The sequence below is a fragment of the Citrobacter sp. NCU1 genome (assembly GCF_010231475.1).
GTDB lineage: Bacteria > Pseudomonadota > Gammaproteobacteria > Enterobacterales > Enterobacteriaceae > Citrobacter_D.
Window position 1 is genome coordinate 1 of record NZ_NRDO01000054.1, and the last position, 22,904, is coordinate 22,904.

Consider the following 22,904-nt stretch of genomic DNA (forward strand, 5'->3'; position numbering starts at 1 on the left):
CTGGTGACAGAGCCTTACAGGCGCATATGAAAAACCTCCGGCTATGCCGGAGGATATTTATTTATCTTTTTATGCCTGATGGCGGCGATGCCTTATCAGACCTACGAGATTTGTAGGCCCGGTAAGCGTAGCGCCACCGGGCAATCCATCACGGTTTGCGCGCAATCAACACCGCACGCAGAGGAGCAGGGTAACCCTCAACCGTTTTGCTGCTGTCGTTCGGGTCGAGGAAATCGGCCAGCGACTCGGTGACCATCCATTCGGTACGACGCTGCTCTTCGGTTGACGTCACACAAACGTCCGCGATACGCACATCGACAAAACCACACTTCTCGAGCCAGTTTTTCAGTGCCAACGCGGAAGGGATAAAGTAGACGTTACGCATCTGCGCGTAGCGATCGCCTGGCACCAGAACGGTATTTTCATCGCCCTCGACGACCAGCGTCTCAAGCACCAGTTCACCGTCTTTGACCAGTTGATCTTTTAACTGCCACAGATGCTCCAGCGGCGAACGACGATGATAAAGCACGCCCATCGAAAATACGGTATCAAACGCATTCAGCGCGGGCAACTGTTCGATCCCCAGCGGCAGCAGATGCGCACGCTGATCGTTACCTAACAATTTGCGCACCGCTTCAAACTGGCACAGGAACAGTTGGGTGGGGTCGATCCCGACGGCGAGATGTGCGCCTGCGCCAATCATGCGCCACATGTGATAGCCGCTGCCGCAGCCCACATCCAGAATCGTGCGACCGCTAAGATCAGAAAGATGCGGCAATACGCGATCCCACTTCCAGTCAGAACGCCATTCGGTATCAATATTGACGCCATACAAAGAGTACGGACCTTTGCGCCACGGCATCAGGTTACGCATCAGGGTATCAATACGCTTAAGCTGGCCTTCGCTCAGCGGTGTTTCGCTTTCGGCGGTGACGCTGTGTAGCAGATCCAGACGGTGTGGCGTTAACTCGGGCAGAAATTCAACCGCGTTCGACCACTGTTTAAATAAACCGTGCTGATCGCGCTGCCAGGCTGCAATTTGCGCGGGCAGGGTTTCAAGCCAGTGGGAAAGGTGATTTTTGGCAATCAGCTGATAAAAGTTGCCGAACTCAATCATGCGGAAACCTCAGCTTTTAGCGCCACCAGAGAGCCGAAGTTGAAGCACTGGAACCACAGTTCACTGTGTTCGAATCCGGCCTGACGCAGGCGTGCTTTGTGGGTTTCGACGGAATCAGTCAGCATGACGTTTTCCAGCATGCTGCGCTTCTGGCTGATTTCCAGTTCGCTATAGCCATTGGCTCGTTTGAAGTCATGATGCATGTTGAACAGTAATTCGCCGACCTGCGCATCTTCAAAACTGAACTTCTCTGACAGCACCAGCGCGCCGCCCGGATTCAACCCCTGATAAATCTTATCCAGCAATGCCTGGCGCTCAGGCGGCTCAAGGAATTGCAGGGTAAAATTCAGTACCACCATAGAGGCGTTTTCGATAGCGACATGACGAATATCGCCTTCCACAATGTCAACGGGGGTCGGAGCCTTGTAGGCATCAATATGGCGGCGGCAGCGTTCAATCATCGCCGGAGAGTTATCGACGGCAACGATCTTGCAATTGTCATGATGGATGTTGCGACGCACCGAGAGCGTCGCCGCGCCCAGAGAACAGCCCAGATCGTAGACCTGGGTGTCAGGTTTGACAAAACGTTCAGCCAGCATGCCAATCATCGAGATAATATTGGAGTAGCCGGGAACGGAACGCTGGATCATATCCGGGAAGACTTCAGCTACCCGTTCATCAAAGGTCCAGTCACCCAGACTGGCGATAGGCGCAGAAAAAAGCGTGTCGCGGTGAGACATAACGTAAAAATCCGGGAAAAATAAAGTGGCGTATTGTGCGCTAATGCAGGGAGAAAACCAACTCCCAGGGCATATACCAAAGATTTGCCAGCACCATCAGCAACAGGGCGCACCAGGTTGCGCTCATACCCGAACGCCGCCAGCGAAACAAGCGGTGATGGAAGCCATAATAATGCATGAGCCGACCGGCAATTAAAATCAAGCCGCAGATGTGCACCATCCATGTTTGTGCACCGTTCATCTCCATAAAGAGCAGTAGCACGAGCGCAACAGGAATATATTCCACCGCATTGCCATGAATGCGAATCGCGCTTTGTAACTCGCTAAATCCGCCATCGCCATAGGCAACGCGGTACTGCATCCGCAGACGAACAACATCAAAAGAGAACTTCATCAACAATAACGCACCTAGTACGACATATAGCGCGCTTACCATACAAACTCCCTTTACTCGTCATACTTCAAGTTGCATGCGCGTTGGCTGTACTCGTTCCCCCGTCACTTACTTAGGTAAGCTCCTGGGGATTCTCTCCCTTACCATCTTCCTGCAACTCGAATTATGTAGAGTACGGTTTGGTTGATGGCACTGTCTATGATAGGTGGCATTTTCAGAAAAGAGAAGATTGCTGTGGAATAGACGGTGCGGCACCAATGCCTGGAATCGCGGCATGTAGTTCGTGCCAGATGGCGTCCACTAACTCCGGAGCCTGCGCGATATCGGGCGTGTGCAAAAACAGATAAGGCGTGGTTGAGTGCTCCCAGAGCGCTAATTTGTTTAACCAGACGGTGAAAAAATCACGATTTTGTACCATGTCATCGCTACCGATAAATCGCACCATCGGGTGACTGGCGGTGACAATCGCATGCACAGGGACTCTGGGTTTCTTGCGCTGCGCCTCGCGTATCGCCTCATTGTGAGGACGCGCGGCGTGGACCGGGCGACTGTCGAGGATGACCCGGTTTACCCCTCTCTCGTGTAAACCCCGGTTGAGCTGCTGTTCCTCATCTCCTTTTGCAAAGAATCCCGGATGACGGACTTCAACACCGTACGTGAAGCGCCCGGGCAAAGCGTCCAGAAATTGCCACAATGCAGGAAGGTCGCGAGGTGAAAACGTGGCGGGAAGCTGGAGCCAGTACTGGCCAATACGCCCCTCCAGCGGCGACATGCGGGTCAAAAACTCCCGCACTAAATCGTCACAGTTTCTCAGTGCAGCCTGATGCGTGATCGTCGCTGGAAATTTAAAACAGAAACGAAAATCATCGGTTGTCTGCGCTTTCCAGCGTTCAACGACATCGGCTTTGGGAAGCGCGTACAAGGTGGTGTTGCCCTCCACACAATTGACATGTCGGGCATCATTGCTTAACTAACTGATTTTAATAATCCTCTGCTGCTCGTTTGTGGTATCTGGGGCATCAATGGGGCAAAATCGGCCAGCTTCTGATTTAGCATTGCGATCTGCTCTGCGCTACAGTCTGCCATCCACGCACCGTATACATTGAATACCATTTGGGCGCTTGAATGTCCCATCTGGTTGGCAATGAAGCTCGGGTTTGCGCCAGCAGATAATGACCAGCACGCATAAGTGTGCCGTGACTGGTACGCTTTCCGGTGTCTGATCCCGGCGCGCTTCAGTGCTGCATCCCATGAGTCGCCAACCGAATCAACCTTGTAGATAAATCCAACCTGCTCACATCGCCTGACCATCTGTGGGTTAAAGACGAACGTGCATTCATGATTCACCGAACGGTTGTATTCACGTAGCTGCACGTCGATGTGATGTTGCTTGCCCATCTTTGTCATTTCAGCCTGATTTTTCAGGATGCTAAGCGCTGGCTGGATAAGATGCACCACCCGATCTGTACTTGCCTCGGTTTTCGGTAGAGTGAACTCGCCAAGTTTCGTATAATTGCGCCTGATGGTGATTGTTCCCACCTTCAGATCAATATCTTCCCAGGCTAGAGAGACCAGTTCCCCGTGACGCATTCCTGTGTACACTGCTAATGACCACAGGTTTTTCGTCTGCTGATGCCGGCATGCATCTATCAGTCGAATAAATTCGTCTCGAGTTAGCGGATCTGGTTCTGCCTTGGCTTTTTTAAGAGGCTTAATGCCATCAAAAGGGTTTGCATCCAGGTAACCATGATCTGCAGCAAACTGAAACATCCCGGCAATGGTCGTCATGTAATAGTTCACAGTAACAACGCTTCGCCCTTTTGCAGGCTTTTTACCATTTGTCGAACTCTGATAACCGGTCAGTAAATCTTTCCTGATGTACAGCAATTCCTCTTTGGTTACCGCTGAAACCAAGCGCTTTGCTCCAATTAATGGCACGACGTTTCTTGCTACCGACTCATATCGATTGAGTGCATTTGCAGAAATTTCCATTTTTTTCAGATCCAGCCACTTTTTTTCAAGCTCTTTCACTGTGATTTCCTTCGAACCCACCCCAAAAACTTTAAGGTTAGGTGAGTCAGGAAACTGCGCTGCATAGTCAAAGTTTCCGGTGCGGACAGCAAAGCATATCGATGTCCGTAGTTCCCCGGCGATCTTCCTGTTCTTAGCGGTGTCAGGGACACCGAGGCTCTCCCTGACACGCTTACCTTTAAAATTAAACCAGATGCGTAATGTGCCACCGTGGTTTTCGACGCCTGTTGGATATGTGACTTTATCCATTGGTGTTACCTCCAGACGCCCAAGAGCGATATGAGCTTACCTTTTTCATGTCATCAAATCACCCAGGCTGCTTGTTTCTCATTGACGCGACCCAGGCATCTACAGCCTTTCTGTTATACATGCACTCACTGGAAGGTTTTGGATTCCCGTCAGGCGATACGTGGATATACTCCCGCCCAACCATCCAGCACTCTTTTCTGGCCCGGAGGATGGTTCCGGGTTTGAGCCCGGTAACCGCGATAAGAACGCTTTCACATACCCACTCATTGGGCGCCAACTGTATAATCTTGCTCATATCTACCTCACACCACGCTCAGGCCACGGCAGTGGCACCACACATCAAACATCCGCTTAACCACTTCCTGGCAGTAAAAACCGTCGCAATCTCGTGTCAGGTCGTAGCGGTTTCCGTACCGCCTGTGAACCCACATTTCAAAAACCTTGTTCATTTGCTTGTTCCCGTAGATAACGTGGTCACGATCGCGTGCTGCTCTTTTGGGAACACGATAAACATTGCATGCCCGCTACTCAGCGTATAACCGCCATAGCGGTCGGCTGCCGCTGCTGAAGCACAACATCTGCGAGAGTGGCCTCCCTGGTGAAAATCGAACAACCATGAGCTGTCTATTTCCGCGATCATGTCGCCGGCATCACCGCCAATACGCTCGATATAACGTTCGAGCGCGTGAACGGTGATCAGGTAATGGCGATGGCGAATGCGGCCTGACGCTACCACCCTGGGTTCTGGGGAGCAGTTAATCATTTCACCTCCACCTCAATACCTGCGATAACGCAATGACGCTCGATCGCTTCTTTCACCCGGCGCTTATAGGTTTCCGGGTGGAAAACCTCGCTCCTGCCTGTGCCGCTCCAGAATGCTTTTGAACTGGTATCTGGCAGGGTGATGGTCAACTGTTTACCAGTGGTGACATCGTTGCGATCTTGAAGCATGGCTGCGTTGTAACCATCAGCAAAAATATCAGCCTCTTCGTCGTTCAGTTCGGCACCTAGCTTAAAGGCAATATCTTTCGCCATTGATGCTGTAATTTGTTGTCTGAGTACGCTCATCGTGTCGCCTCCCGCGATACTGTTTTGTATGCACGCAGCATGTCGCGAGATTTACCGGACAAAACCGTCTTCATGAAGAACATTCCACTGCGGTTTGCAACTATTCCTGGTGTGCAGAGCAGTGTGGCGTCTACCACGCGGTTATGTTTACGGAATTCAAAGACGGTGCTGGTGATGGTCAGCGTGGCTACCGTTGGTGTTAATCTCTCCGATGTAGTCATCGTGAAGCATCTCAAGTCCTTTTCGCCCAAAGGGTGACATCCTGAATCCGTACTTGGGATCCGCAATCACCATGTCCTGATACATGCGAAGGGCTAGGGCTGAACCCTCGCAAACGCCATATTTCTCTATGGCGATGCTTTCCACATGGTTGGCGAGAGAAAAACGCAGTGGACCGGGGTAGATACTCAAATTTCCTTTTTTGCCCGAATAGATAACTGCGATATCAACACCACTGTCTTCGTTCGGGATTTCGATAGCGCCGTTCTTATCCTTCTCTTCGTTGATGAATGCTGTTGCTACCAGCCAGCGCCACAGAATGAGTTCTTTCTCTGCGCCTAAAGAAACCCAACCAGCAGACACGGCATCCATAATGCAGGCCAACCAACGCAGCCCTTCTGAGTTGCGGGAGTCAAAGCGCGGACCATCGAATTGTTTAACCGCGCCAGACCAGCCAATTACGCGACTTCCGATCTTGATGCCGTTTGGCGAAGTTTCTGGCGCGTCGTAATTGCTGTTCATCGAATACCCTCCGGTTTACTGGCCTGTAGTTCGTCAACCTCTTTAACGAAGCGGTCATGCATGGCGTCCCACTTCTCACACCATTTCGTCATGTCACGCTTAATGGCCAGAATGCGGAGAAGACGTCGAATACAGCGCTGGTGGGCTCCGATGTACTCAACTGTTGCGCCTCCTCGCTGCCAACAATTCAGTTCTGGATTGAGAGGGTGGACGGCCTGCACATCCGGGTAGCGCTGCTCGAAGCCGGAACGACTGAAAGCTTCGGTGGTCATGAAGAACGCCAGATAGCGGATCGCCGTAACCCGTGTGAAGCATTTTTTAGTGCGTCCGTGTCGTACTGCCACGAACAAAGGGCCAACTGGCGTATCGTGTTTCTGTAACGCGAGGTCAATCGCGCTTACGGTACGGTTGTCAGTCATTCGATATCTCCCCAATCCTCAGTTCCATTTCGCGAGCCATTTCGATAAAAGTGTCCAGTGCGCAAATATGTTCTTCGTCAGAGAGCTGGCGGTCGCATGTCACACGACCTTTTTCAATGTAAAGAACAACGCGCCCGGTGAAGTTCGGAAGGACGTGCAGATCCACGTTGAGAACTGGGGTGGGGATCTGCATTCCGTGCATAATTGTTTGTTGTGAGGCCATCAGTTAATCCCTCCACATACGTATTTCTCTTTCGCGTGTTTAATTAATTCCGCAAAAATCTCGTCAACAATCATCTTTCCTGTTTCGGTCAGATATTCGGTGTGTCCATTGATATCGACACTTTTCATATACGTCTGGCGAAGAAATGTTTCCGCTTCTGTGTTGAATTCAGTCCGAGCCTGTTTTTCGAAACGCAGCAAAAGTTTCAGCATTGATTCTTCGTTAATCTCGATAACCTGAATATTGTCATCGGGCATATTTACGGAGAGGCAGTAACCTCCTGTCTTGCGCTTCATTCGGTTTAATGCCGCAATAGCAATACGGCGGCGATAAATTTCAATGGTGTTGTTTTTCATTGTCATTACCGACCGTAAGCCTTGCGCAGAAAAAGGTTTGCAATATGCAGATAACTATTTCCATAAGAGGCAAAGAGCTTTGCTGTTTTGTGTGCTGATTTATCTTTCAAAAACGTCATTATTGCCACCCCCCTTTGAGGTGTTCTCCATGGTCATTTGGGTCATGAAGCAAAGCTCATTAAGTAATGAGGTGAATCTTCCCGCTACCTTCACATCAGTGCGTGTGATTGCTGGCATAAGCAACTGGGTAAATTCAGCACGCAGCTCATGCGCATATTTATTGGCACACTCTGCTGTTTTGTGGGCTTTATTTATGTAAAGAATGTCGCCATCCTGATTGGCTGGATGGACTTTGTTATTCACGACTTCACTTCTGACGATAATATTCATTTGCATTTCCTCAGGGTGAGTGATGCCACACCGGTTAAGGCGTTAATTAATTCATTTGTTATTTAAAGTTTATAGGTGTCGAAGTCGCAAATGCTTTTATTCAATTTCTCTAATGTCTGAGTTACTAAAGTAATAAGAGCATGCTCCCTTTCTTCTTCCGCGCTCGTCATTTGTTCCAAAAGAATCCATAATGAACATGAGCAGCAGCGCACATCATGTGACCAGTCGAGAATTGTTCTACTGGTTTCTTCTTTATTCAAAGTAACCATTTCATTATTCATGACTTATTCTCCGGCCAGTCAAAACCAAGCTCTCTGTTTATAACTGAAAGGTTTTCCTTTAACTGTCGGATACAAATTTTGATAAGAGCCGCTGGTTTATATGCAACATCTTGATCAGATTCAGCGTACTCAAGTGCATTGATTACGCAATCAATATCCATTGCAATTTTGTGAATGGTCCCGTTCTCGGAAAGTATTTGCTCTGCATTCATTTCATTAACTCCGTTGCCTGTTGATGAAATGAATTTAGCAAAATGGTAAATTCCATGCAATCAATAAATGCTAAATAATTTACTTTATGTATTTATGTATTTGATAAATAGCATTATTAATTTAATTTTATTTTTTGCAGGCATAAAAAAACCGACCATCAGGTCGGTTGGAGGTAGTGTGATTAGAGTAGACCTTAGGGAGTGGGCATTTCATCATTGTCAACGTAACGGGTATGCTTAACAATGGCCGAAACAAAGTGCATTTTCTCAATGCTATCAGGGCTCAAGGTGATAGGTCTATGATCGCTATTTACACTTGAGAATTGATAATCGCCATCACGAGTTTTACTCATGATTTTTATCATGTTATGCCCATCTTTCGTTCGCACAAAAACTTCGTCACCTGTATGAACTTGGGTGTTTGGCTCTATTACGACATACTCTCCAGACTGTATACGTGGCCACATACTGTCACCCTTTACTTTGAGCCCATAGGCGTCCCTATCCGCGCTGTAGATTTGCAACCATCCAGCATGGATTTCTAGCATATCGATCATTCCGTCAATCCCGAGAATCGCTTCCCCTACAACTGGCACAGCTCCTAGTCTGACTGTTCCGACATACTCCAACTCATTTTTAATGCTGCTGGTAACATTGCGAGGGCTATCCAGCCACCCAAACGGGCGCTCCATGGCCTGCTCAATCTTTCTGGCCATTTTGTCGCCTATGTTGCGACTGCTATTTTCGCCAAGCAATTGACTCAGTTGGGCAGGGCTTATCCCACACATCTCTGCGAAAGCTGCTTTTGTCGTATGTCTGTCGCGCTTCAGGAACTCAACAATGAGCTGCTCAAGGTTTGATTTACGTATGCTTTTTATGTCCATGTCAAAATGCTCTCATTATTTAGCAATGTGGTAAATACACAAAATGCTAAATGATTATTGCATTTAATTTATCAAAAAGCTAAAGTTGGTTCATTGCAACAGGAGAGCGTAATGAACAACCAGTTACTTGCTTGGCGTAAGTCTTCAACTAAAGAGCAGTGGGAGGATCTTGCTAAAAAATCAGGCACATCTTCGGGATACCTGAATCTCATTGCCTATGGCTATCGCAACGCCTCTCCTCGTCTGGCCTTGGCGATCGAAAGTGCATCAAAGTCATTCGTGGATAAGCCCGTTATCACAAAAGAACAGTTGGTTTTCAAGATCGGAACTGAGGCGTGACATGGCACATGCGAACAACGGGAAGCTCAAATATGAATGCCACCATTAAAACGTTCGATTTTAAGTCTGATTATGGTGAGCTGCTGGCTTCAGTTCGTACCGTGCAGATTAGCCAATCACCTTGGTTTTTTGTTGTCGATGTGTGCCAGGCGTTGGGGTTGAACGATACAAATAAGGCCCTTTTGTCAGTAGATGATGAAGATATGTGTGAACACGAACAGTATTCGGGTTCGGGCCGCAAGCCAATGCTGGTCAATGAGTCAGGGCTTTATACGCTTATCCTCAAAAGCCGGAAAAAGCAGGCCAAGCGATTCAAGCGCTGGGTCACTGCTGATGTGCTGCCGTCAATCCGAGCTACTGGCTCATACAATCTCATTCCATCTAATGATCTGCCTGATTTTTCAGACGAAGTCGCAGCTGCTCGTGCATGGGCTGACGAACGTGAAGCTGCCCGTCGAGCACTTGGATACGTCGAGCGCCAGGCAAAGTATATCGAGCACCTGGAAAACCTCTTTCAGCCTGGTATGTCTCCCTGCCAGTTCTGTAAGCAGCTTAACGGCGTCAACGTCCAGCAGGTCAATGCGTTTTTATTCGAGCATAACTGGCTCTATGACGATCAGCCAAAAGCTAAGTATCCGCGCTGGCGGGTAAATAATTATGCTCGTGATCTGTATCTCAGTGAGCGTACCGGGCAGGTAGAGCAGGACGACGGCGATATGCGCGACACATTCAAGCCGATCCTGCTGCGCAAAGGCGCGGTGTGGATTTACCGACACTATCTCAAGGGGCATCTTCCGATGAAGAAGCGCTGGGATGGCAAGTTTACTCACGATACTGAGTTAGCGGGTGCAGCATGAGTAGCAAAATTTTGGGCAACGTCTGGGACGCATGCGCTGCGCATGACGTTAAGGGCGCCAAGTTGGTGATTATGGCGCGCCTGGCTGATTACTCAAACGATGATGGGGTCTGCTACCCCAGCGTTGAAACTATTTGCCGACAGTTGGGTTTGGGCGAAAGCACGGTAAGAACGGCTATTGCTGAACTGGAGTCCGCTGGCTGGCTGCGTCGTGAATCCCGCCGTAAAGGTAATCGCAACACTTCCAATCTTTATCACCTGAATGCCGATCGTCTAGAGGCTCTGGCCCGCGCTGAGAAGGACAAGGTAACTGCTCTGAAACAGCAGCGCAGAGCTAACGGTTTTCTCCCGTCAGATTATGAACCTTCAGAATCTGAACCGTCAGAATCTGGGCGTTCAAACGGTTTTCACCCGTCAGATTCTGACAAAAAAAGCGTTTTCACCCGTCAGAATCTGACCCCAGATCCACAAGTAAATTCAAAACATGATCCATCAGTAAATTCAAAACATGAATCACAAGATATTGGTGCATCCGCTGACGCTTCTGCACCAGCTCGTTCTGCAAAGCAGGAATATTCACCTGAATTTGAAACAGCCTGGCAGGCATACCCAAAACGTGCTGGTGGAAATTCTAAGGCGGCAGCCTGGAAACACTGGAAAGCCCGCCTGAAAGACGGGGTTAAACCTGAAGACATGCTGGCTGGCGTTAAGCGCTATGCGGCCTACGTCAAAGTAACGGGCAGTGCTGACACACAGTTCGTCAAGCAGGCGGCAACGTTCTTTGGACCCGATCGGCATTTCGAAGAAGCCTGGCAAACTCCATCCGCTCCCGGAGGTGGGCGTCGAAGTGCGCTTCCGGTATCTGGGTTCAGTGAGCAGGACTACGGCAAAACAGACACCAACTGGTAATCACAGGTAATCAAAATGTTAAATTTTAAACAACGCGAAGATCGGGAAAAGCTACAGGCGCGGCGTGACGCTCTGCGCGATGAAATGGCGTTTGCGCTGGAGGGCAAAAAACCATGGTGCCATGAAAAGTGGCAGGAAACCAACGGCGTGGATACCTGCGAAAAGCACGGCGAACACCAGACTCGCATCCTGACTGGGCCGGAATATCGCGGCGTTCCTGCGGTAACAATCTCCCGCTGTCCGACCTGCATGGCCGAGGATCAGGCTTTGGTTGAATCTGAGCTGCGAGCGCTGCAAGTTACCGACCTGCTGGATGAGGCGCATATCGCCCTTCGTTTTGATAGCTGCGAGTTCGCAAACTATCAGCCGGTTAATGACGCTGCGCAGTATAACCTTAGTGCCTGTCAGCGCTATGCGAATAGCTGGCCTGAGCGCCTTAAGCTCGGGACGGGGCTGATTATGATGGGTAACTGTGGTACCGGAAAAAACCACCTGGCAGTGTCCCTGGCAAAGAGCATCATCCGCGATCATCTTGCAAGTGTGGAAATCACCGATGTTATGCGTCTGACCCGTGCTGTGAAAAACACGTGGCGCCACGGTGCTGACAGTACCGAGGATGACATTATTGAGCGTTTCGCATCATTGGATCTGCTGATTATTGACGAGGTGGGCGTACAGTTTGGTAGTCCGACGGAAATGACTATCCTGCAGGAAATCATCAATGCCCGGTACGAAAGTATTCTCCCCACAATTCTGATCAGCAATCTCACCTTCGACCAGCTGAAAGAGACTATTGGTGAACGAATCGTGGACCGGGTTACCGATGGTGGCCGCAACCGCCTGGCATTTGGCTGGGGAAGTTTCCGCGCTATCGTGCCAGGAGCGACAGCATGACGCCTGTCTGGAAAAATGAAGATCTGGAAGGTGCGGTAATTGGCGCGATTTTTCTGCGCAATACCGATCCTGAGGTTCTGGGCATTCTTTCTCGTATGCCGGCGAGCGTATTCTCCGTCCGTCAGTACCGTGAAATTTATTCCGGCATCTGTCGTCAGGCTCGCGGAACCGGAGTGATAGATCCGCTGTTGCTTTGTGAGGCCATGCCAGAACACAGCGCAACGATACTCGAGTCAAGTCGTATCGCCTGGGCTAAATCAGCGCTGACGTATTATGTTTCCACTCTGGAACGTAACGCTGCCGTTCGTGACGCTGAGGCTGTAATCGAGACAGCGCTGGCTGGCATTCGCAATGCTGCTAATGGTGAAAACGCAGTCGAAGCGTTGAAAGCCGCACAGGAGGCTATGGCTGCAATTTCACTCACTCCTGATACCGTTCAACCTGTGCATATTGATGAAATTTTACCTGCAGTAATTGACCGGGTAGACGCAAGAAATCAGGGGCTGGAAGAGGCCAAACCTCTGATGACCGGTATTGAAGAGCTGGACGCAAAAACCGGTGGCATTGAACCGACAGATCTGGTCTTCATTGCCGCCCGCCCGTCGATGGGTAAAACCGAGCTGGCCCTGGACATTATCGATAAGGTATCCGAGCAGGGGCATGGCGTACTGTTTTTCAGCATGGAGATGGCCAACATCCAGATTGGCGAGCGAATGGTATCTGCTGCTGGTGGTATGTCAGTGTCCAGGCTCAAAGCGGCCGCGAAGTTTGAAGATGAAGACTGGGCAAGGTTATCTACAGGTATCGGGCATCTAACCGGGCGCAATATCTGGATGGTCGATGCCACTGATCTGACGCTTGAGCAAATCCAGCAAACAGCAACCAGTCATCAGATTGCTCATCCTGAAACCGCGCTGGTGGTTATCGATTATCTGTTACTCATTAAGATCCAGAGCACGGCGCGCTATGACCTGGCGGTGGGTGAATTGTCGAAGGGGTTAAAGCGACTTGCTAAAACAAACCGCACTCCCATTTTGGCGCTGAGCCAGCTTTCGAGAGGTGTGGAATCCCGACCGAACAAACGCCCCATGAACTCAGACCTGAAGAACTCCGGAGAAATTGAGGCGGATGCTGACATCATCATGATGCTCTATCGCGACGAAGTGTATAACCCTGAATCGCCGGCAAAAGGGATTGCGGAAATTAACATCACCAAACAGCGGAACGGGGTTCTTGGGACCGTATATCGCCGTTTTTATAACGGGCATTTTCTGCCGATTGGCCAGGAAGAAGCGAAATCAAAATCAGTCTCGCAGCAAAAATCACAACCTCGTCGGTATGCAAAAGCTTAAGGAACCAACAGTGGATCGTCTAATTCACGAAATGTCTTATTTATTCACCAAAAAGCGCTTCATGGAGCTCCAGGATGCCGCGCGAGACGTAGCTATCAGTCATAGCGACTATCCCGAATGCTTTAGTCTTATTGCTGATGCAATTGATGAGTTTCTTGAGGATAAGCCTGAAGATGAATGGCTCGAGCGGGAAAAAATCTTTATGCACTACGTTGCAATGCGCGCGATATCGCTATGGGGGAACGGCCATAAAGTTACCGATATCCAGTGGGCGCATCCTGGCTGGTTTGGCACTGCCGAGAAGGGAGACTCTATTCAATGAAACTGGAAACATCACTTAAACATTTCAGCCCTCAGGGGATGCATATCAGCGACAGCGTGAATAATACAGGAGCACATAACAATGCGTGATATATACGATGTTATGGACCGCTGGGGCGCGTGGGCTGCTGCTGATAGTAGTGGTGTTGACTGGCAACCAATCGCAGCAGGATTTAAAGGCTTGTTACCCCATGGTAAGAAATCACGCCTTCAGTGTGACGATGATGAAGGAATCATGATTGATGGCTGTGTTGCGCGACTCAGGAAGTATAAGTTTGAAGAATATGAAATGATTATTGCTCATTTTGTTATCGGTGTTTCTTTAAGAACAATAGCAAAAAAAAGAAAATGCTCTGATGGGAAAATTAGACATCAACTTCAAAATGCACTTGGTTTCATAAGTGGTGTGTTGTCAATGATTGAATAATAAATTGCTCCATCAGTTTTGATGGAGCATATCTTTGATGTTAAGGCGTATCAATACTAATGAATTAAGCATGAACAAAATAGTTAGCAGACCTAACCATATGCAACTGATTGAGATTAAAGTGTAAGGTGCTAAACCAAGCGTGAATTGTGCAATTGCTGTTGAAATTGAAAGCCAAATGGATATGTTTATGAAGCAAGATAATCTATCTAAGGGTTTTAGAATGTCTTTTTCATTTATTTCACCTACTTTAATTTGTCTAGATTTCGCATATCTCTCTCTATAATGGTCAGAGGAGAATAGTTTATCTTTCAAATTTACAATGACAAATGTATGAAGCGAGAGTAAGAATGAACCTACGGATATAAATCCGGAGAAGAAATACCCTCTTAGGTTTTTAGCGTAAAAGTCATAAAAACCATTGTCGAAAATCCCTAGCTTTTTAAATGAAAAAAATATAACAAGGGTTATAGTGAGTGAAGTTAGAACCAGCCATGTAAGCTGGTTCTTAAACGACGTTGAAGTAAATCGTTCAGCTAAATTCATGACTTTTTGCTCCAGTCTCCATCTCAGACTTGATTATACCGATAATGGGATTAGTTGCAAAAGTATCATCTGTAAGACCATTCACATGTTCAGCCATATCATCGAACTCGTACTCAATGAAATACGAAGGTGAATTTATAAGGTCAACGATTCTTTCATTCCCGTCATGGTCGATTGCTTCAATTCGTCCTTTAGTAATATTTTGAACGTTTCTAAAGAGTTGACCTATTTGATCTGCTAAAGGTCTAACTCTAGTTCTATCAGCTTCGTCGATATTAAATGTAACTTCGGTGTTCCTTGTGAATTGTTCAACTCCTCTTAATTCTGGCGAGGTAAAATCAATTGTATCAAATCTAAATCCTGCAGCTTTAATTGAACGGAAGCTTGAAAGAGTTGTGACTAAGTCATTTCTATCAACAAGGATATTATAGTCAATGCGTTGAGAATATTTACTGTCAATTGCGTCTTTTTGCAACTCGGTAGCAGTTTTACCCAATGCCTTTTTCTCAGAAGAGGCTTTTCTTCTAATGAATCTATTTGATTGAGATTGCCACTTGCTAAATAAATTGTTAAGTGAGCATGAGCCTCGGTAGTAGAGGTATAGTCCCTTGAAAGATTGTTTGTTAATGCAGAAAAAATTAAAATTAACTAGTTTGTCGTCTCCTTGTAGATCTTCAACCTTTATGGAGAATTTTCCATTTTCAATCTTAGATAAACAGTTTTTTCTTTGGTTTTTGAAAGTTAAAACCAATCCGATAAAATAATTTTGCTCTTCATTAATCAGTATTCTGCGTGAGAAATCTGTACGATTGATGGTCTGGTTGTTAGATGTCATGAAATTTCTAATAACTTCCAATAAATCAATATTTGCGTTGCTTGTGCTGATAGAAAAGCCATTTCCTTTGATTCGCATGCTAATAGTTATCCTTTAAAAAGATGCGTCTGTGTGTAATGCCTTATCAAAACAAAAAACTAACGCGTACGCAAAAACAATCGTAATCTGATAAGAGTAGTTTCTACGCCGCGATCTTAAAAACGATATTTAGACCCCCACTTCGCCGGGGGAGCGTTTTTTGGGATGCCAGCGCGAGTAATGCGCTACCAGTTGCTTTGTGCGCTATTTCATCTTGCTACTATTCCTAACCAGAGTTTTCTGTATGCCATAAGTTAACGAAATGGGAATAAACCATGGTAAAACAGCAGGATATGACGGAAGCAGCACAGGCTGTGTTTGACAAGTTGGGTACTGAACCAGTGACGGTTGGCGAGATTGCTCAGAACACACACCTGACTCGCGAACACTGCCAGTTAATACTTATGCAGCTGGTGATGGCGGGGTTATCTGATTACCAATTCGGATGTTATAAGCGCCTCTAGTGATGGAGGTATCCTGCTGTGGAAATGGGCGGCTGGTGGGTGTTAGCGCACCCGGCCAGCCATCAGCTTATGCTTTCAGGTCACAAGCTAACCAAGGCCCACTGCTTTAGCGCAAAAGCAAAGTGAGCCTATCAGAGTTGCGCTTACTGATCTATGAAAAATACTGTAAAAATAAACAGTGTTGAGTTGGTCAACGCTGACTGTCTGCTTTATCTCGTTTCACTCCCTGATAACTCCATCGACCTGATTGTTACTGATCCGCCTTACTTTAAGGTGAAGCCAAACGGATGGGATAACCAGTGGAAGGGGGATGAGGATTATCTTTGCTGGCTGGATATGTGCCTGGCTGAGTTCTGGCGTGTGTTAAAACCAGCCGGCAGCATTTACCTGTTCTCGGGCCACCGTCTCTCAGCTGACATCGAAATCATGATGCGCGAACGTTTCAACGTTCTGAACCACATCATCTGGGCAAAACCATCGGGCCGCTGGAATGGATGCAATAAAGAAAGCCTGCGTGCTTACTTCCCCGCAACGGAACGGATTTTGTTTGCTGAACACTATCTTGGTCCGTACACCGGGAAGGATAACGCCTTCGAGAGCAAAAGCACCGAGCTCAAGTTGCATGTCATGGCTCCACTGATCGATTATTTCCGCACCGCTCGCGAGTCGCTGGGGGTTAGCTCGAAAGAGATAGCCGAGGCAACAGGCAAGAAAAACATGGTATCTCACTGGTTTGGTGTGAGCCAATGGCAACTGCCAAACGAAGTGGATTATCGGAAGTTGCAGGAATTGTTCATGCGGATCGCGATTGAGAAACACCTGCAACAGAAGCTCGATCACCCTCACCACCAGCTGGTGGTCACATACCAGTCTCTGAATCGCAAGTATTCGGAATTGATGGATGAGTACAAATCGCTGCGGCGTTATTTCTTCGTATCCGCTGCGGTTCCGTATACCGACGTATGGGTGCATAAGCCGGTGCAGTTTTACCCTGGCAAGCATCCATGCGAAAAGCCAGCCGATATGCTGCAGCAGATCATTAGCGCCAGTAGTAGGCCAGGCGATATCGTTGCCGATTTCTTTATGGGGTCGGGTTCCACTGTAAAAGCTGCAATGGCGCTTGGGCGTAGGGCTATCGGTGTGGAATTGGAGCTGGAACGGTTTAAGCAGACGGTTGCAGAAGTGGAAAAGCTGGATGTATTTGACCCTGAACAATCTGGAAAAATATAGAGAAATTAAGACCTGCTCCCCGTCGCTAGGAGTTTTTTTCGAATACGCGCCCGCCCAAACATCTGAATCAATTGCATATCCTGACATTGTTGGGCGAGGCGCTATCTTCTGGTAATTAACATGCCCTATAAATCAAGTATCGCTGACTGGTTCACTCAACTGATGGGGAACCCACCGGAGTGGATGAAGTTGCTCTTTATCGTTGTTCTGGGTGAATTGGCTCGCTGGATGTACGGCGGCGGTCGAATCCGGGAACGCTGCGCTGACGCTATAACCTGCGTATTGCTGTTTTACCTGGTTCGGCCCTGGATACCTCAACTCCCGCCAGTGATGGGAGTTAAAATTCTTCCTGGCTCTGTGGCCATCATTCTCGCTCTGGTCGGAGGCTCTGTTTGTGCTGGGATCCTGGCATGGGTATTCGAGATGAAAACCGGCATTAAGGTTTGGGATAAGAAGAAAGACCGGTAATGCTCACTGAGCATTATCACGATGTCGCTCAATAGTGATTATTCATATTCAACTATGGCAACAATCATTTGTATCGCCAGTGGCCCGTCATTAAACGAGCATGATTGCAGGCTGGTGGCTAATTCAGGTTTACCCGTTATCGCAGTGAATAATTCATGGCAATTACTGCCTGGTGCAACGATTTTCGCATCGGATTTGAGCTGGTGGAATGAATACGGTGCAACGGTGCCAACGACTGCAGAACGGTGGACAACTTGCCCGCTGGCGGCACAACGCCATCAACTGCTGCAGTTTAAAAGCTGCTTCCTCACACAGTCTTATAACTCCGGGCAGCTGGCTATTGAGCTTGCTGTTACCCGTGGCGCCCGGCGCGTTTTGCTGCTTGGGTACGACTGCTCGCTGCGTGCCGGTACTCACTGGCACGGCAACCACGAAAACATACGCAATCCGACGGCTGACAGTGTTAAGCGCTGGCGCGACGAATTCGCTCGTCTGCAGCAGTGGGCCGCCGGGATTGAGATCATTAACTGTTCGCGTGAAACGGCGTTAAAAATCTTTCCGCGCAGCACAATAGAGGCTGAACTGTGACACCAGTATTTTTTGAGGGGATGTACGGACTCGGTGACAATATCTACCAGCGCCCGTTTCTGCGTCATTTCCCCGGCGCGTTTATCCGCACGCCGTGGCCTGAACTTTATAGCGATCTGGATGTGCATTGTGTCCGTTCAAACACAGTTCTGCGCACTCAGCGTAAAAACGAAATCCGCACGGATCACGATTTTTCCCCGCAGCCAAAGAATGCCAGAACAACGCGTATTTGTTATGGCCCGCAGGAGCTGGTGAACGGCGGCATTATTCACGCGTTCAGAACGCAATTTGGTGTGTCTGGCCCGCTGGTGTTTGACCTGCCGAGCTTTAACGATGTGCACCGCAAACTTCCGACCGATTGCCGCATTGCGGTGATTCGCCCGGCTACCGTTCGCACCGAATGGGCCAGCGGCAGTCGCAACCCGGATCCGCATTACCTGAATGTTGCAGCACGTTTGCTTCGCCAGTTGGGTTTCTTTGTGGTGAGCGTTGCCGATACAGAGCCAGGCGTTGAATGGATTGTGGGGCCAGCGCCAGACGCTGATTTAACGCTGCATAAAGGTGATCTGAGCCTGACGCAGCTGTGCACGCTGTATGAACGTGCCGCCTGCGTTGTGTCGCCGGTTGGTTTCTCCATACCGATGGCTGTTGCCTATAACACACCGTTGTTTGTCGTTGCTGGTGGTCGTGGTGGCCACAATGCGCCGGAGGTCGTAACCGACCCGGCCATGCCACTGGAGAAAACCCGCTGGGCTATCCCTGCGAATTACTGCAGATGTACCGACGCAAACCATAACTGCGATAAGACGATCGCCGACTTCGAAGATAAATTTTACGGGTGGCTGCATGAAGTTGTTCTCTGATGAAATCCGGCACGGTTTTGTCTGGCTGCCAGAAATTGGCATGGGCCGTTATCCGGTAACTTGTTCGCACCGCCCGTATGATGCGGAATATTTTTCCCGCTATCAGGCGATGGCAGACACCAGCTTGGGGCGTCAGCTTACTGCCGTGCGTATACAGATGGTGGCTCGCCACTATAACGGCCCGCTGCTTGATGTGGGCATAGGTGCAGGGCAATTTGTTGAGGCTAGGCCGAATACTCGCGGTTTTGATGTGAATCCGGCTGGTATCGATTGGTTAAACCAGCGTGGTTTATGGGCCGACCTGTACATAGACCATTACCCAGCACTGACGTTCTGGGATAGCCTGGAGCATATCGACCGGCCAGATATAGCAGTAGCAAAAGCCGGGCGCTTTGTGTTTGTCTCTGTGCCGATATTCGAAAGCGGCGATCACGTTCTGCGCTCTAAGCACTTCCGCAAAACCGAACATATCTGGTACTGGACACACAACGGCCTGATTAAGTGGTTTGGCGAGCAGGGATTCAGGCTGGTGGAACATAATATCAACGAAAGCATGATGGGCCGGGAAGGGATCGGGTCATATGCGTTCGAGAGATTATAAAAAGCCATGCTATCTGCAAATAGCATGGCTTGAAGTTCAAAACTACTTGCTGTGGTTCTCAGAAATTAGAATTCGCTCTCCATTAGTAACCTTAGCGGTCATCTGATGTGCAGATGCGCTGAAACCTTTCCCACCAGGTTCAAAAGACAGCTCAATCGTTCCACCAGAATTGAATACTACATGGTGGAAAGTCTTTCCATCCTTCTGCTCGATATTGTAGCTGCGAATATCAACAATATTTTCAATCCCATAAGAGAGGATGTTTTCAATGGTTGATGAAATAGACTTGTCTGAGGTAATGACAGGTATACCGTCAGAATCAGTTGTTATGGTGGCAACACCTTCCGGTTTCATCGTTACAGTTTTTGGGTTTGTCACGATTAATGCTCCTTATGTTGAAATAACCGCTTCTGTTATGCAGGTAAATGACAGTTGCAAAAAATCTGTAAATGCCTTTTGTGACTGATGATTATGCCCGCAAGAACACCAACGCCGTGCCGTGTGCGTGGTTGCACAGCACTGGTTAGCGACCGATCAGGTTACTGCGAAAACCACGAAAGCGAAAGCTGGTCGCGTTATCGCAAGCAAAAATCTCCCGGAAAGACCCCCTATGGTGCGAAGTGGCGCCGACAGCGTGATGCTGCAATGCGTCGTGATAAAGGGCTGTGTGTGCTGTGCCTCGCAGGTGGTCGTGTCGTATCAGCAACAGACGTTGACCACATCATTCCGCTTGCACACGGCGGTGCTGACACGCTCGATAACCTGCAATGCCTCTGCACTCCATGCCATCGCCACAAGACGGCGAGGGAGCATGCGAGGGGTAAACCGAAACTCAGTTAGACGTCCGAAACTCATTGTGAATGAGAATTGCTCTCACCTGTGAAGGGGGAGGGCAAATCTCTGCAGCCCGCGGCCTGCGTGACGGCCCGCTTGGTCGAATTTTTGCACCCGCGAAATTAAAAATTTCAGGATTTGACATGTCGGGAAAATCAACTGTGCCAGGGCGAGGCCGAAAACCTAAGCCAACAGCCCGCAAGGCGCTGGCTGGCAACCCCGGCAAGCGAGCATTAAACAAACTCGAACCCAAATTCACACCGATCACCCACGCCGACCCGCCCGAGTGGTTCGACGACACCGCGCGGCAGATGTGGGAAACCGTTATTCATGAACTGTGCGCCCAGCGCGTTCTCTACGTTACCGATCTGCACAACGTCGTTGCGTTCTGCGCGGCCTTTCGCAACTGGCACGAATCCCAACTGGAGGTCATGCGCGTCGGTATCACAGTGGAAACTGAATCGGGGCCGAAGAAAAATCCGGCATTAACGGCAGCCAATGAAGCTGCCCGGCAAATGGTGACGTTCGGTAGTTTGCTGGGGCTGGATCCTGCCAGCCGTCAGCGCCTTATCACACCCAAACAGGGCAGCGACAATCCGTTTAAAAACCTATGACCAGAAAAACTAACGCGAACGTCAACGCCGCCAATCAGTACGCCCGCGACGTGGTGCGTGGAAAGATTCCGGTGTGTCGGTATACGTTGCTGGCCTGCCAGCGTCACCTCGATGATCTGGAAAAGGCCACGAAGAAGAATTACCCGTTTAAATTCGATAAGGACAAGGCCGAGAAGGCCGCCAAATTTATCCAGTTGCTGCCGCATACAAAAGGTGAATGGGCGTTTAAACGGATGCCGATCACCCTGGAACCCTGGCAGCTTTTCAGCATTTGCGCTGTATTTGGCTGGGTACATAAAAAAACAGGGTACCGACGTTTCCGCGAGGCTTATAACGAAATACCTCGTAAAAACGGTAAATCGGCAATGTCAGCGGGCGTGGGGCTGTTTATGTTCGCGTGTGATGACGAGTTCGGCGCAGAAGTGTATTCCGGTGCCACTACAGAGAAACAGGCCTGGGAGGTATTTCGCCCGGCGCGCCTGATGGCACAACGTACCGAAGCACTACGTGAGGCGTTCGGTATTGAAGTGCATGCGCAAAGTCTGAGCCGCCCGGGAGATGGTGCCCGGTTTGAACCTATGATCGGCGATCCGGGTGACGGTGCATCGCCGAGCTGCGCGCTGATTGACGAATACCACGAACATAAAACCGATGCGCTTTACTCGACGATGCAAACCGGGATGGGCGCCCGGCGTCAGCCGCTGATATATGGCATAACCACCGCGGGCTATAACATCGAGGGGCCGTGTTACGACAAGCGCCGTGAAGTGGTAGAAATGCTGGAAGGCATTGTGCCAAACGACGAGCTTTTCGGGATTATTTACACTGTTGATGATGATGACGACTGGACTGATCCGGCGGTGCTGCGCAAGGCAAATCCCAATATGGGGATTTCTGTCTACAGCGAGCATTTGTTATCGCAGCAGCGCGCTGCCATCAACAACCCGCGCAAAGTTGGCGTGTTCAAAACCAAACACCTGAATATTTGGGTGGCGGCAAAAGACGCGTTCTTTAATTTAGTTAACTGGCAGAAATGCGAAGACAAATCCCTGACTCTGGAGCGCTTCGAGGGGCATACCTGTGTTCTTGGCTTTGACCTGGCACGTAAGCTGGATCTGAACTGCATGATCAGGCTGTTTACCCGGAAGATTGACGGCAAAACGCATTATTATTGCATCGCTCCGAAATTTTTCGTGCCGTATGACACTGTTTACAGTGCCGACGTCGCCGATCAGCGCACCGCAGAACGGTATCAAAAATGGGCCGAGGCCGGTTATCTCACGACGACTGACGGCGCGGAAATTGATTACCGCGAAATTCTGGAGTCGGCAAAAGAGGCAAACCGGCTTAACGCTGTCGAAGAATCGCCAATTGACCCGCATGGCGCCACAAACCTTTCGCACCATCTGGCAGATGAAGGTCTGAGTCCGATAACGATCACGCAGAACTACAGCAATATGTCCGACCCGATGAAAGAGCTGGAAGCGGCTATCGAGGCCGGGCGCTTTCACCATGATGGCAACCCGGTTTTAACCTGGTGTATCAGCAACGTGATCGGCAAACACATACCTGGCGACGAT

General features: G+C 49.1%; 37 protein-coding genes and 1 pseudogene. 17 read left to right on the forward strand and 21 right to left on the reverse strand.

Annotated elements, in window-relative coordinates; genetic code table 11:
- Nucleotides 1-148: 148 nt before the first annotated feature.
- The 18 genes from cmoB to CJP72_RS17650 form a co-directional block, all read right to left on the reverse strand.
- Nucleotides 149-1,117: a tRNA 5-methoxyuridine(34)/uridine 5-oxyacetic acid(34) synthase CmoB gene (cmoB, locus tag CJP72_RS17570; RefSeq protein WP_162382633.1), complete on the reverse strand. Its 969-nt coding sequence runs from the start codon at nt 1,115-1,117 to the stop codon at nt 149-151.
- Complete coding sequence (cmoA, locus tag CJP72_RS17575) at nt 1,114-1,857, reverse strand: carboxy-S-adenosyl-L-methionine synthase CmoA (protein ID WP_162382634.1); 744 nt, start codon at nt 1,855-1,857, stop codon at nt 1,114-1,116. Before cmoA ends, cmoB begins: the two co-directional genes overlap by 4 nt.
- A gap of 40 nt (nt 1,858-1,897) precedes the next feature.
- Nucleotides 1,898-2,293 carry an MAPEG family protein gene (locus CJP72_RS17580; RefSeq protein WP_162382635.1) on the reverse strand — a complete coding sequence of 132 codons (396 nt, stop codon included), beginning with the start codon at nt 2,291-2,293 and terminating at the stop codon, nt 1,898-1,900.
- Between the two features lie 172 nt (nt 2,294-2,465).
- The gene (locus CJP72_RS17585; RefSeq protein WP_162382636.1) at nt 2,466-3,191 is read right to left on the reverse strand and encodes a DUF72 domain-containing protein; all 726 of its coding nucleotides are present in this window, start codon (nt 3,189-3,191) and stop codon (nt 2,466-2,468) included.
- Nucleotides 3,192-3,217: 26 nt separating this feature from the next.
- Nucleotides 3,218-4,531: a tyrosine-type recombinase/integrase gene (locus CJP72_RS17590; RefSeq protein ID WP_162382637.1), complete on the reverse strand. Its 1,314-nt coding sequence runs from the start codon at nt 4,529-4,531 to the stop codon at nt 3,218-3,220.
- A 58-nt stretch (nt 4,532-4,589) separates the two neighbouring features.
- A complete protein-coding gene (locus CJP72_RS17595) occupies nt 4,590-4,826 on the reverse strand; it encodes an excisionase family protein (RefSeq protein WP_162382638.1) in 237 nt (78 codons plus the stop codon).
- A gap of 7 nt (nt 4,827-4,833) precedes the next feature.
- Nucleotides 4,834-4,980, reverse strand: a complete 147-nt coding sequence (locus CJP72_RS25265) for a hypothetical protein (protein WP_193568769.1) — start codon at nt 4,978-4,980, stop codon at nt 4,834-4,836.
- Nucleotides 4,977-5,294 carry a hypothetical protein gene (locus CJP72_RS17600; RefSeq protein WP_162382639.1) on the reverse strand — a complete coding sequence of 106 codons (318 nt, stop codon included), beginning with the start codon at nt 5,292-5,294 and terminating at the stop codon, nt 4,977-4,979. Before CJP72_RS17600 ends, CJP72_RS25265 begins: the two co-directional genes overlap by 4 nt.
- Nucleotides 5,291-5,599, reverse strand: a complete 309-nt coding sequence (locus CJP72_RS17605) for a hypothetical protein (protein WP_162382640.1) — start codon at nt 5,597-5,599, stop codon at nt 5,291-5,293. Before CJP72_RS17605 ends, CJP72_RS17600 begins: the two co-directional genes overlap by 4 nt.
- Nucleotides 5,596-5,820: a hypothetical protein gene (locus CJP72_RS25595; protein ID WP_162382641.1), complete on the reverse strand. Its 225-nt coding sequence runs from the start codon at nt 5,818-5,820 to the stop codon at nt 5,596-5,598. Before CJP72_RS25595 ends, CJP72_RS17605 begins: the two co-directional genes overlap by 4 nt.
- Nucleotides 5,756-6,340 carry a hypothetical protein gene (locus CJP72_RS17615; RefSeq protein WP_162382642.1) on the reverse strand — a complete coding sequence of 195 codons (585 nt, stop codon included), beginning with the start codon at nt 6,338-6,340 and terminating at the stop codon, nt 5,756-5,758. Before CJP72_RS17615 ends, CJP72_RS25595 begins: the two co-directional genes overlap by 65 nt.
- Nucleotides 6,337-6,759, reverse strand: a complete 423-nt coding sequence (locus CJP72_RS17620; protein ID WP_162382643.1) for a hypothetical protein — start codon at nt 6,757-6,759, stop codon at nt 6,337-6,339. The genes CJP72_RS17615 and CJP72_RS17620 overlap by 4 nt, the downstream gene beginning before the upstream one ends.
- Nucleotides 6,752-6,982 (reverse strand): hypothetical protein, encoded by a 231-nt coding sequence (locus CJP72_RS17625; RefSeq protein WP_162382644.1) that lies wholly within the window; start codon nt 6,980-6,982, stop codon nt 6,752-6,754. Before CJP72_RS17625 ends, CJP72_RS17620 begins: the two co-directional genes overlap by 8 nt.
- On the reverse strand, nt 6,982-7,338 hold the full coding sequence (locus CJP72_RS17630) for a hypothetical protein (protein WP_071684376.1): 357 nt from the start codon (nt 7,336-7,338) through the stop codon (nt 6,982-6,984). The genes CJP72_RS17625 and CJP72_RS17630 overlap by 1 nt, the downstream gene beginning before the upstream one ends.
- Before the next feature lie 99 nt (nt 7,339-7,437).
- Nucleotides 7,438-7,728 (reverse strand): hypothetical protein, encoded by a 291-nt coding sequence (locus tag CJP72_RS17635; RefSeq protein ID WP_162382645.1) that lies wholly within the window; start codon nt 7,726-7,728, stop codon nt 7,438-7,440.
- Between the two features lie 62 nt (nt 7,729-7,790).
- The gene (locus tag CJP72_RS17640; protein WP_162382646.1) at nt 7,791-8,009 is read right to left on the reverse strand and encodes a hypothetical protein; all 219 of its coding nucleotides are present in this window, start codon (nt 8,007-8,009) and stop codon (nt 7,791-7,793) included.
- Nucleotides 8,006-8,221 carry a hypothetical protein gene (locus tag CJP72_RS17645; RefSeq protein WP_162382647.1) on the reverse strand — a complete coding sequence of 72 codons (216 nt, stop codon included), beginning with the start codon at nt 8,219-8,221 and terminating at the stop codon, nt 8,006-8,008. Before CJP72_RS17645 ends, CJP72_RS17640 begins: the two co-directional genes overlap by 4 nt.
- A gap of 194 nt (nt 8,222-8,415) precedes the next feature.
- Nucleotides 8,416-9,105, reverse strand: a complete 690-nt coding sequence (locus tag CJP72_RS17650) for a S24 family peptidase (protein WP_162382648.1) — start codon at nt 9,103-9,105, stop codon at nt 8,416-8,418.
- Nucleotides 9,106-9,216: 111 nt separating this feature from the next.
- On the opposite strand from CJP72_RS17650, the gene CJP72_RS17655 reads away from it, so the two are divergent.
- The 8 genes and pseudogenes from CJP72_RS17655 (at nt 9,217) to CJP72_RS17685 (ending at nt 14,203) form a co-directional block, all read left to right on the forward strand.
- Nucleotides 9,217-9,444 carry a helix-turn-helix domain-containing protein gene (locus tag CJP72_RS17655; protein ID WP_162382649.1) on the forward strand — a complete coding sequence of 76 codons (228 nt, stop codon included), beginning with the start codon at nt 9,217-9,219 and terminating at the stop codon, nt 9,442-9,444.
- Nucleotides 9,445-9,476: 32 nt separating this feature from the next.
- A complete protein-coding gene (locus CJP72_RS17660) occupies nt 9,477-10,301 on the forward strand; it encodes a BRO-N domain-containing protein (RefSeq protein WP_162382650.1) in 825 nt (274 codons plus the stop codon).
- Complete coding sequence (locus tag CJP72_RS17665) at nt 10,298-11,209, forward strand: helix-turn-helix domain-containing protein (protein WP_162382651.1); 912 nt, start codon at nt 10,298-10,300, stop codon at nt 11,207-11,209. Before CJP72_RS17660 ends, CJP72_RS17665 begins: the two co-directional genes overlap by 4 nt.
- A 15-nt stretch (nt 11,210-11,224) precedes the next feature.
- The gene (locus tag CJP72_RS17670) at nt 11,225-12,103 is read left to right on the forward strand and encodes an ATP-binding protein (protein ID WP_162382652.1); all 879 of its coding nucleotides are present in this window, start codon (nt 11,225-11,227) and stop codon (nt 12,101-12,103) included.
- Nucleotides 12,100-13,455, forward strand: a complete 1,356-nt coding sequence (locus tag CJP72_RS17675; protein ID WP_162382653.1) for a replicative DNA helicase — start codon at nt 12,100-12,102, stop codon at nt 13,453-13,455. Before CJP72_RS17670 ends, CJP72_RS17675 begins: the two co-directional genes overlap by 4 nt.
- Before the next feature lie 10 nt (nt 13,456-13,465).
- Complete coding sequence (locus CJP72_RS17680; RefSeq protein WP_162382654.1) at nt 13,466-13,777, forward strand: hypothetical protein; 312 nt, start codon at nt 13,466-13,468, stop codon at nt 13,775-13,777.
- Nucleotides 13,774-13,845, forward strand: a pseudogene (locus tag CJP72_RS25600) (hypothetical protein); the annotation flags it as partial. The gene CJP72_RS17680 and the pseudogene CJP72_RS25600, both read left to right, overlap by 4 nt.
- A 13-nt stretch (nt 13,846-13,858) precedes the next feature.
- Complete coding sequence (locus CJP72_RS17685) at nt 13,859-14,203, forward strand: antiterminator Q family protein (protein WP_162382655.1); 345 nt, start codon at nt 13,859-13,861, stop codon at nt 14,201-14,203.
- A 12-nt stretch (nt 14,204-14,215) separates the two neighbouring features.
- Here CJP72_RS17685 and CJP72_RS17690 read toward each other — a convergent pair whose 3' ends face one another.
- Together CJP72_RS17690 and CJP72_RS25270 are read right to left on the reverse strand one after the other, a co-directional pair.
- Nucleotides 14,216-14,749: a hypothetical protein gene (locus CJP72_RS17690; RefSeq protein WP_193568771.1), complete on the reverse strand. Its 534-nt coding sequence runs from the start codon at nt 14,747-14,749 to the stop codon at nt 14,216-14,218.
- Nucleotides 14,736-15,662: a hypothetical protein gene (locus tag CJP72_RS25270; protein ID WP_193568772.1), complete on the reverse strand. Its 927-nt coding sequence runs from the start codon at nt 15,660-15,662 to the stop codon at nt 14,736-14,738. The genes CJP72_RS17690 and CJP72_RS25270 overlap by 14 nt, the downstream gene beginning before the upstream one ends.
- Nucleotides 15,663-15,937: 275 nt before the next feature.
- Here CJP72_RS25270 and CJP72_RS17700 point away from each other — a divergent pair, with 275 nt between their 5' ends.
- From CJP72_RS17700 to CJP72_RS17725, 6 genes are all read left to right on the forward strand, one after another.
- On the forward strand, nt 15,938-16,126 hold the full coding sequence (locus CJP72_RS17700) for a DprA-like winged helix domain-containing protein (protein WP_162382656.1): 189 nt from the start codon (nt 15,938-15,940) through the stop codon (nt 16,124-16,126).
- Between the two features lie 153 nt (nt 16,127-16,279).
- Entirely contained in the window at nt 16,280-17,356 is a 1,077-nt protein-coding gene (locus tag CJP72_RS17705; protein ID WP_162382657.1) for a DNA-methyltransferase, read from the forward strand.
- A 120-nt stretch (nt 17,357-17,476) separates the two neighbouring features.
- The gene (locus CJP72_RS17710) at nt 17,477-17,824 is read left to right on the forward strand and encodes a hypothetical protein (RefSeq protein WP_162382658.1); all 348 of its coding nucleotides are present in this window, start codon (nt 17,477-17,479) and stop codon (nt 17,822-17,824) included.
- 54 nt (nt 17,825-17,878) lie between these two features.
- Nucleotides 17,879-18,412: a hypothetical protein gene (locus CJP72_RS17715; RefSeq protein ID WP_162382659.1), complete on the forward strand. Its 534-nt coding sequence runs from the start codon at nt 17,879-17,881 to the stop codon at nt 18,410-18,412.
- Complete coding sequence (locus CJP72_RS17720) at nt 18,409-19,275, forward strand: hypothetical protein (RefSeq protein WP_342212330.1); 867 nt, start codon at nt 18,409-18,411, stop codon at nt 19,273-19,275. The genes CJP72_RS17715 and CJP72_RS17720 overlap by 4 nt, the downstream gene beginning before the upstream one ends.
- Complete coding sequence (locus CJP72_RS17725) at nt 19,259-19,876, forward strand: methyltransferase domain-containing protein (protein WP_162382660.1); 618 nt, start codon at nt 19,259-19,261, stop codon at nt 19,874-19,876. Before CJP72_RS17720 ends, CJP72_RS17725 begins: the two co-directional genes overlap by 17 nt.
- Nucleotides 19,877-19,918: 42 nt before the next feature.
- Here CJP72_RS17725 and CJP72_RS17730 read toward each other — a convergent pair whose 3' ends face one another.
- Nucleotides 19,919-20,254, reverse strand: a complete 336-nt coding sequence (locus tag CJP72_RS17730) for a hypothetical protein (protein WP_162382661.1) — start codon at nt 20,252-20,254, stop codon at nt 19,919-19,921.
- Between the two features lie 93 nt (nt 20,255-20,347).
- On the opposite strand from CJP72_RS17730, the gene CJP72_RS17735 reads away from it, so the two are divergent.
- From CJP72_RS17735 to CJP72_RS17745, 3 genes are all read left to right on the forward strand, one after another.
- On the forward strand, nt 20,348-20,716 hold the full coding sequence (locus CJP72_RS17735) for an HNH endonuclease (protein WP_162382662.1): 369 nt from the start codon (nt 20,348-20,350) through the stop codon (nt 20,714-20,716).
- Nucleotides 20,717-20,853: 137 nt separating this feature from the next.
- Entirely contained in the window at nt 20,854-21,324 is a 471-nt protein-coding gene (locus tag CJP72_RS17740) for a phage terminase small subunit P27 family (RefSeq protein ID WP_162382666.1), read from the forward strand.
- Nucleotides 21,321-22,904 (forward strand): terminase large subunit (locus tag CJP72_RS17745; RefSeq protein ID WP_162382663.1); only part of this gene is annotated, 1,584 nt, incomplete at its 3' end. The genes CJP72_RS17740 and CJP72_RS17745, both read left to right, overlap by 4 nt.